The organism is Promicromonospora kroppenstedtii (genome assembly GCF_044389675.1).
GTDB lineage: Bacteria > Actinomycetota > Actinomycetes > Actinomycetales > Cellulomonadaceae > Promicromonospora > Promicromonospora kroppenstedtii.
Map to the genome: position 1 here is coordinate 709,611 of NZ_JBIRYI010000001.1, position 8,604 is coordinate 718,214.

Annotated in this window: 6 protein-coding genes; all 6 read left to right on the forward strand. The window is 72.8% G+C overall.

Features of this window, described 5'->3' with window-relative positions; genetic code table 11:
• Positions 1-81: 81 nt before the first annotated feature.
• From ACH47X_RS03135 to ACH47X_RS03160, 6 genes are read left to right on the forward strand one after another with little or no spacing between them, the layout of a single operon-like run.
• Entirely contained in the window at positions 82-2,649 is a 2,568-nt protein-coding gene (locus ACH47X_RS03135) for a beta-d-glucosidase (protein WP_397401280.1), read from the forward strand.
• A gap of 47 nt (positions 2,650-2,696) precedes the next feature.
• The gene (locus tag ACH47X_RS03140; RefSeq protein WP_397401282.1) at positions 2,697-4,364 is read left to right on the forward strand and encodes an ABC transporter substrate-binding protein; all 1,668 of its coding nucleotides are present in this window, start codon (positions 2,697-2,699) and stop codon (positions 4,362-4,364) included.
• On the forward strand, positions 4,364-5,455 hold the full coding sequence (locus tag ACH47X_RS03145) for an ABC transporter ATP-binding protein (RefSeq protein WP_397401284.1): 1,092 nt from the start codon (positions 4,364-4,366) through the stop codon (positions 5,453-5,455). Before ACH47X_RS03140 ends, ACH47X_RS03145 begins: the two co-directional genes overlap by 1 nt.
• The gene (locus ACH47X_RS03150; RefSeq protein WP_397401286.1) at positions 5,452-6,435 is read left to right on the forward strand and encodes an ABC transporter permease; all 984 of its coding nucleotides are present in this window, start codon (positions 5,452-5,454) and stop codon (positions 6,433-6,435) included. The genes ACH47X_RS03145 and ACH47X_RS03150 overlap by 4 nt, the downstream gene beginning before the upstream one ends.
• Positions 6,432-7,349, forward strand: coding sequence for an ABC transporter permease (locus ACH47X_RS03155; protein ID WP_020016688.1), 918 nt, complete (start codon positions 6,432-6,434; stop codon positions 7,347-7,349). The genes ACH47X_RS03150 and ACH47X_RS03155 overlap by 4 nt, the downstream gene beginning before the upstream one ends.
• Entirely contained in the window at positions 7,346-8,428 is a 1,083-nt protein-coding gene (locus ACH47X_RS03160; RefSeq protein ID WP_397401289.1) for an ABC transporter ATP-binding protein, read from the forward strand. The genes ACH47X_RS03155 and ACH47X_RS03160 overlap by 4 nt, the downstream gene beginning before the upstream one ends.
• Positions 8,429-8,604 lie beyond the last annotated feature (176 nt).

The window sequence follows — 8,604 nt, forward strand, 5'->3', positions numbered from 1 at the left end:
AACCGAGAATCCGGGCTTACTAACCAGTAAGTAAGTGTGGTTGAATGCGGGCAGCCGTCCACCGCCGAACGGAGAAAGCACGTGTCATCGCAGACAGTCACCACGCAGGGCACCACGGAGCCCGAGCTGCTCCGCCTCCTGTCGGAGCTCTCCGCCGAGGAGAAGGTGTCGCTCGTCGTGGGCGCGTCCATGTGGACGACCACGGCCGTGCCCCGTCTCGGGCTGGAGCCGGTGGTGCTGTCCGACGGCCCGGTGGGCGTGCGCGGTCCGGACGGCGGCACGTCCGCGATGTTCCCCGCGCCGTCCGCGCTGGCCGCGACCTGGGACCTGGAGCTGGCCCGCCGTGCCGGCGTGCTGTTCGCCGCCGAGGCACGCCGCCACGGCGTCGACGTCGTGCTCGCCCCGCAGGTCAACCTGCAGCGCACGCCCGTGGGCGGCCGCCACTTCGAGTGCTACTCCGAGGACCCGCACCTGACGGCCGAGATCGCGGTGGCCCTGGTCGGTGCGGCGCAGGAGCAGGGCGTCGGCATGTGCGTCAAGCACTACGTGGCCAACGACTCCGAGACCGAGCGCACCCGCTACTTCGCGCGCCTCGACGAGCGGACGCTGCGCGAGGCCTACCTCGCACCCTTCGAGCGCCTGGTGCGCGACGTCAACCCGTGGTCCGTGATGGGCGCCTACAACGGCGCCGACACGCAGGGCGTCGCCGCGCCGCTCCTGGAGCACCGCCCGCTCGTGGTCGACCTGCTCAAGGAGGAGTGGGGGTACGACGGTCTGTTCGTCAGCGACTGGGTGGCCACGCAGTCCGTGGCGCCCGCCGTCCGAGGCGGCCTGGACCTGCAGATGCCCGGGCCGGACGGCGCCTGGGGCGACGGCCTGCTCGACGCCGTCCGTTCCGGCGAGGTCGCCGAGGCCGAGCTCGACGACAAGGTGCTGCGCCTGCTGCGGCTGGCCGGCCGCACCGGGCGGCTCGCGGTGCCCGGCGGCGACCGCGCCTCCGCCGCCCACCCGCTCCATGCCGTCACCGACCCGGCGCCCGCCACCGCGGCATCGAGCGAGCTGCTGCGCGAGCTCGCGGCCCGCTCCGTCGTCGTGCTCAAGGACGACGCCGGGCTGGTGCCGCTGGTGTCCGACGGCGCCCGGCCGCTGCGCGTCGCACTGCTCGGCCCCGCCGCGGTCGAGCCGTTCTTCCAGGGCGGCGGCTCCTCGTTCGTGCAGCCCGACCACCTGACCTACCCCGCCGACGAGCTGCGCGCCGCGCTGCCCCAGGGCTCGGAGCTGACGCTGCTGGCCGGCGCCCGCGCCCTGCACAACCCGCCCGAGCTCGACCTCGGCCGCTGCACCGACCCGGTCACCGGCGAGCCCGGCCTGCGCGTCACGGTCCTGGCCGCCGACGGCAGCATTCTCGACGAGCACACGGTCACCGAGTGGTCCGGCTGGCTGCAGGACGCGCGGCCCGACGCCGACGCCGTGCGCCTGCGCGCCGCCGTCCGGCTGGAGGAGCCGGGCACCCACGAGCTGGGCGTCGGCACCGTCGGCATCCACCGGGTGCTCGTCGACGGCGCCGAGGTCGCGACCGGCACCACCCGGGTCGACGAGGACGTCGTCCTGTCCTCCGGGCACAACCACCCGATCGCGGCGCTCGCCCAGGCGAGCGGGACCGCCGACCTGGACGCGACCGTCCAGGTGGTGCACGCCGTGGGCTACGGGCACTTCGTGCGCGCCGCCCTGGTGCACCGCCTGCCCGGTCCCTCGGCCGACGACGAGCTGGCCGCCGCCGTCGAGGCAGCAGCCGCCGCGGACGTCGCCGTCGTGCTGATCGGCACCACCGCCGAGGTCGAGTCCGAGGGCTACGACCGCCCCGACCTGGACCTGCCCGGCAACCAGGACGAGCTCGTGCGCCGTGTCGTGGCGGCCAACCCGCGCACCGTCGTCGTCGTCAACGCGGGCGCGCCCGTGCTGCTGCCCTGGCTGGTCGACGTGCCGACCGTGCTGTGGGGCTGGCTGCCCGGCCAGGAGGCGGGCACCGCGCTCGCCGATGTGCTCACCGGCGTCACCGAGCCGTCGGGGCGCCTGCCGTGGACGCTGCCCGCGCGCTTCGAGGACGTCCCCGTGCCGCACGCGCGACCCGTGGACGGCGTCGTCGACTACGCCGAGGGGACCGACGTCGGCTACCGCGCCTGGGAGCGGCGCCTGGCCGCCGGGGCGGACGCCGCCCCCGCGCCCGCCGCACCGTTCGGGCACGGCCTGGGCTGGACGTCCTGGGAGTACGAGGACGCCGTCCTCGCCTGGGGCCAGTCGCACGACGCCCCCGCGACCCTGACCGCGTACGTGACCGTCCGGAACACCGGGCCCCGCGCGGGCCGCGAGGTGGTCCAGGTCTACGTCGAGGCGCCCGAGGGCGGCCCGGACCGCCCCGTGCGGTGGCTCGGCGGCTTCGCCGTCGCGGACGTGCCCGCAATGGGCAGCGCGACCGTCCGCGTCCCCGTCCCCACCCGGGCGCTGCAGGTCTGGGACCCGCAGACCCAGGGCTGGACCACGCCGCCGGGCACCTACCGGCTGCGCACCGGCAGGTCCGTCGCGGACCTGCGCCTGACCAACGAGCTGACCGTCCGGCCCGGGGAGGAACCCGGCGCCGGAACCAAGTGACACACACCCCATCCGTCCCGCGAGGGACAAGTGCAAGGAGGCACACCGTGAGGATTCACAAGCACGTCGCCGTGGCGGCGGCCGCGGCAGCGGTCGCGCTGCTGGCAGCCTGCAGCGGCGGGGGCGGCGGCAGCGCCACCCAGGCGGGCGGCGGTCAGACCCTGACCGTCGGCATGCCGAACGGCGTCCAGACCGAGAACCACAGCCCGTTCGCCACCGGCTCGTCCGCGCTCTCGCTCGGCTACGCCTTCGCGATCTACGAGCCGCTGATGATGCGCAACCAGGCCCGGCCGTCCGAGGAGCCGAAGCCCTGGCTCGCCGACAGCGTCGAGTGGAACGAGGACTTCACCGAGGCCGTCATCACTCCCCACGAGGGCGTCACCTGGTCGGACGGCGAGGAGTTCACCGCCGACGACATCGCGTTCTCCATCCAGCTGCGCAAGGACTTCGAGGCGCTGAACACCGGCGCCCTGCCGTACGACACGATCGAGACCGACGGGTCCACCGTCACCGTCACCTTCACCGCCGGCCAGTTCGTCAACCAGTCCAAGCTGTACGACCTGGTCATGGTGCCCGAGCACATCTGGGCCGACGTCGAGGACCCCACCACCGACACCAACCCCGACCCCGTCGGCACCGGCCCGTACACGCTGGAGACCTGGACGCCGCAGGCCGCCACCGTCGTGGCGCGCGACGACTACTGGGGCGGCAAGCCCGCCGTCCCCGAGATCCGGTACTCGTCGTACAACGACAACAACGCCCTGACCACCGCCCTGACCACCGGTGAGGCGCAGTGGGGCTGGACGTTCATCGCCGACTTCGAGAACGTCTACATCGCCCAGGACCCCGAGCACTACCACCAGTACGCCGCCGGCGGCCTCGGCATCGACGTGCTCTACCTCAACAACGAGACCAAGCCGTTCGACGACAAGGCGTTCCGCCAGGCGCTCAACATGGTCATCGACCGCACCGAGCTCGTTGACGTCGCCACCTCGGGCGTCAACCCCGCCCTGACCAGCGTCACCGGCCTGCCGCTGCCCGCCGGCGAGGAGTTCCTCTCGGCCGACTACGCCGACCAGGAGTACGCCGTCGACGTCGAGGGCGCCCGCGCCCTGCTCGAGGACGCCGGATACACGTGGGACGGTGACGCCCTGGTGGACCCGGACGGCGAGAAGGTCACGTTCGAGCTGGTCAACCCGGCCGGCTGGAACGACTACCTGACCGCCCTGGACCTCATCAAGAACTCCGCCGCCGAGCTCGGCGCCACCGCCACCGTCAACCCCGTCAACCAGGACGGCTGGTTCGCCGACGTCATCCCCGGCGGCGACTTCCAGGCCACACTGCACTGGACCGACGGCGGAGCCACCCCCTGGGACATGTACTCCGACATCATGGACGGCGCGCACTACAAGAAGCTCGGTGAGCCGGCCACCTGGAACTTCGGCCGCTTCCAGAACGACGACGCCACGAAGGCGCTCGCCGACTACGCCGCCGCGCCGGACGACGCCACCCGCACCGCCGCCCTGGAGACCGTCCAGAAGGTGTTCGTCGAGGAGGTGCCGGGCATCGCGATCTGGACCCGCCCGGCCACCGCGCAGTACTCGACGCAGAACTACGTGGGCTGGCCGTCGGAGGAGGACCCGTACAACCAGCCCCAGCCCACCGGGGTGCAGGCCGCCCAGATCCTGATGAACCTCGAGCCCGCGGAAGGCTGATGAGCACAAGCACACCGGTGCTGGCCGCGCACGGCCTCACCAAGCACTTCCGGGCGGGCGGAGGTCGCGTCAGCGGCCGTTCGCCCGCCCGGGCGATCCACGCCGTGGACGGCGTGGACCTCGAGCTCCACCGCGGCCAGGTCCTGGCCGTGGTGGGGGAGTCGGGGTCCGGCAAATCCACGGTCGCCCGGCTGCTGGCCGGACTGATCCCCATCACGGGCGGGCAGGTGCTGCTCGACGGCGCCGAGGCCCGCCTGCGGGGCCGCCGGGCCTTCCGCGCGTACGTGCGGCGCGTGCAGATGATCTTCCAGGACCCGTTCGCCTCCCTGAACCCCGTGCATCCCGTGCGCTACACCCTGACCAGGGCGCTGCGCCTGCACCGGCGCCAGTCCAGCGGGGGCACGCTGCGCGGGGCCGAGCTGGAGGCGGCCCTGACCGAGCTGCTGGAGCGCGTGCACCTCACACCCGCCACGCGGTACGTCGACAAGTTCCCGCACGAGCTGTCCGGCGGACAGCGGCAGCGCATCGCCATCGCGCGGGCCCTGGCCGCCGACCCCGAGGTGCTGCTCGCCGACGAGCCCGTCTCGATGCTGGACGTCTCCATCCGGCTCGGCATCCTCAACCTGCTGGCCGACCTGCGCGACCGGCTCGGGATCGCCGTCCTGTACATCACGCACGACATCGCCTCCGCGCGCTACTTCGCCGACCGCACCACCGTGCTGTACGCGGGGCAGGTCATGGAGACGGGCGACTCCGAGTCCGTGACGCAGGAGCCCCTGCACCCCTACACGCGGCTGCTCATCGCCTCCGCGCCCGATCCGGACGACCTTGCTGGCACCGGCGCCGCCGCAGTGCGCGAGCAGGGCACCGGCGGCGAGCCGCCGAGCCTCGTCGACCCGCCGCCCGGCTGCCGGTTCGCGCCGCGCTGCCCGTACGCGACCGACCTGTGCCGGGGTGAGACACCCGAGCTGATCGAGGTCACACCCGGGCGGTCCGCCGCGTGCTGGGGGTACTCCGAGCGGGAGGGACGGCCCGACGTCGGGCGGGTCTCGACAGACTCGGCCAACGTCGGCGGGGAGGCGGGCGCATGAGGTTCCTGCTGCGCAGGATCGTGTTCTACGCGCTGACCGCGTGGGCCGCGATCACCATCAACTTCTTCATCCCGCGCATGCTGCCGGGCGACCCCGTCACGGCCCTGCTGGGCCGCATGCAGGGCCGCATCGACAGCAACGCCGAGCACTCGCTGCGTGTCCTGTTCGGGCTGGACCAGGACACCAGCATGTGGCAGCAGTACCTCGACTACTGGGGCCTGCTCCTGCGCGGCGACCTCGGGCTGTCCTTCACCCACTTCCCGACGCCCGTGGCCGACATCGTCAGCCAGTCGCTGCCGTGGACCGTGGGGCTGGTCGGCGTCGCCACGATCATCGCGTTCGTCATCGGCTCGCTCATCGGCACCTTCCTCGGCTGGCGCCGCGGCACCTGGGCCGACGGGCTGCTGCCCGTGGCGACGTTCTTCCAGGCCGTACCGTACTTCTGGCTGGGCCTGATCACGATCGCCGTGCTGTCCGTGAACCTCGGCTGGTTCCCGTCCAGCGGCAGCTACGACCGCGGGCTCGTGCCCGCGGTCAGCGGAGAGTTCATCGGCTCGGTCGTCTACTACGGGTTCCTGCCCGCGCTGACCGTCGTGCTGTCCTCCGTGGCCGGCTGGGTGCTCGGCATGCGCAACATGATGGTGACCGTCTCCTCCGAGGACTACGTCACCGTCGCGCACGCCAAGGGCCTGCCCGAGCGGCAGGTCATGCTCGGCTACGCCGCCCGCAACGCCGTGCTGCCCCAGGTGTCCAGCTTCGCGCTGTCCCTCGGCTTCGTCGTCGGCGGCACGCTCATCATGGAGATGGTCTTCTCCTACCAGGGCATCGGCTACACGCTCTACCAGGCCGTCTCCACCCACGACTACCCGCTGATGCAGGGCTGCTTCCTGGTCATCACCCTGTCCGTCCTCGTGGCGAACATGGTGGCCGACCTCGCCTACACCCTGCTCGACCCCCGCACCCGGACGGAGGACCGATGAAGAACCAGCTGCTGTTCCTGCGCAACGGCAAGGTCATCACCGGCCTGGTCATCCTGGGCTTCTTCACGCTGCTGGCGCTGGTGGGCCCGTGGCTCTCGCCGTACGACCCCAACCAGGTCAGCGACGCGCTGCTCAGCCCGCCGTCCGCCACCCACTGGCTCGGCACCGACCACACCGGCCGCGACATCCTGTCGCAGATCATCGTGGGCGCTCGCGGCGTGCTCGTCGTCGGCCTCGTGGCCGGCGTGAGCGCCACCGTCGTGGGTGTGCTCGTGGGCGTGACCGCCGGGTTCGTCGGCGGTATCGGCGACGAGTCGCTGTCCGCGCTGTCGAACATGTTCCTGGTCATCCCGCAGCTGCCGCTGATCATCCTGATCGCCGCGCAGCTGCCGTCGGCCGGCGGGCTCACCGTCGCGCTGGTCATCGGGGCGACCGGCTGGGCCTGGGGTGCGCGTGTGCTGCGCGCCCAGACGCTGTCGCTGCGCAAGCGCGACTTCGTCGAGGCAGCCCGCGCCAACGGGGAGCGCACGTGGCGGCTCGTGCTCGCCGAGGTGCTGCCCAACCTGACGGCCGTGATCGCCTCCGGGTTCGTGGGCACCGTGACGTTCGCGGTGCTGTCCCAGGTCACGCTGTCGTTCATCGGCATCACGCCCGTCAGCGACTGGAACTGGGGCACCATCCTGTTCTGGGCGCAGAACAACCTCGCGCTGCAGCGTGGCGCGTGGTGGTGGTTCGTGCCGGCCGGGGCGTGCATCGCGCTGCTCGGCATGGCGCTGACCCTGGTCAACTTCGGTATCGACGAGATCGTCAACCCCCGCCTGCGGTCCACCGGCCTGCACGCGCGCTCGCTGCGCCGCCGGGGCATCCGGCCGCGCGTGGGGTTCACCCCGGTGGTGCGGGAGGTGCGGTCATGAGCGCAGGTGTGGAGACGAGCCCGGGCGTCGCCCGGGACGCGGGGCCGACGGCGGAGGAACCGGTCCTGGAGGTCCGGAACCTGAGCGTCGACTACGGGTTCGGCGGCGACCCCACGCACGTGCTGCGCGAGGTCTCGCTCACGCTGCGCCGCGGCGAGGTGCTGGGGCTGGCGGGCGAGTCGGGCTGCGGCAAGTCGACCCTCGCCTACGCCGCGACGCGGTTGCTGCCGCCGCCGGGCCTCATCACGGGCGGCGAGGTGTGGCTCAGGGGTCGCGACGGCGAGCGGGCGGACCTGCTCGCCTTGTCCGACGCGGAGCTGCGGGCCGCCCGCTGGCGGGACATCGCCATCGTGTTCCAGGGCGCGATGAGCTCGCTCAACCCGGTGTTCCGGGTCGAGAAGCAGCTGATCGACGGCATCTTGGCGCACCGGCCCCGGATGGGCCGGGCGGAGGCCCGGGAGCGGGCGGCGGAGCTGCTGCGCCTGGTGGGCATCTCGGCCGACCGGCTGCGGGCCTACCCGCACCAGCTCTCGGGCGGCATGCGGCAGCGCGTGATGATCGCGATGGCGCTGGCCCTGGAGCCGCAGGTGCTCATCATGGACGAGCCCACCACGGCGCTCGACGTGGTGATGCAGCGCCAGATCCTGGAACAGGTCATGGAGCTGCGCGAGCGGCTGGGCTTCTCCGTGGTGCTCATCACGCACGACGTGTCCCTGCTGGTGGAGGTCGCCGACCGCATCGCCGTCATGTATGCGGGCGAGATCGTCGAGACCGCGCCCGCCCGCGACGTCTACCAGCGCCCGCGGCACCCGTACTCGGCGGGGCTGCTCGGGTCGTTCCCGCCCCTGCACGGGCCGCGGCGTGAGCTCGCGGGTATCCCCGGCGCCCCGCCGGACCTGTCCCAGCGAGAGCCGGGCTGCCCGTTCGCGGCGCGTTGCCCGCACGTCATGGACGTGTGCCGCACGGAGCTGCCGGTGCTGGGGCGGACGGCTGCCGCCGAGTCGGGACGGCTGGTGGCCTGCCACCTGCACACCTCGCTGCCCGCGGGGGAGAAGCTGCCGGATCTGGTGGCGCGGTAGGCCTGGGGCTGCCGGGCCGACTGCTCGATCGGCGGACTGGGCCGCCGTCGGGGAAAGGGTTGGTCACCGGGGTGTGGTTTTCAACGCCCCCCCTCACCCCCCCCGAGGGGCCCCCCGGGCCCGCCGCCCGGGCCAAGCGAGCCCACAACACCAACCCCCAGCACGCGGGTCACCGC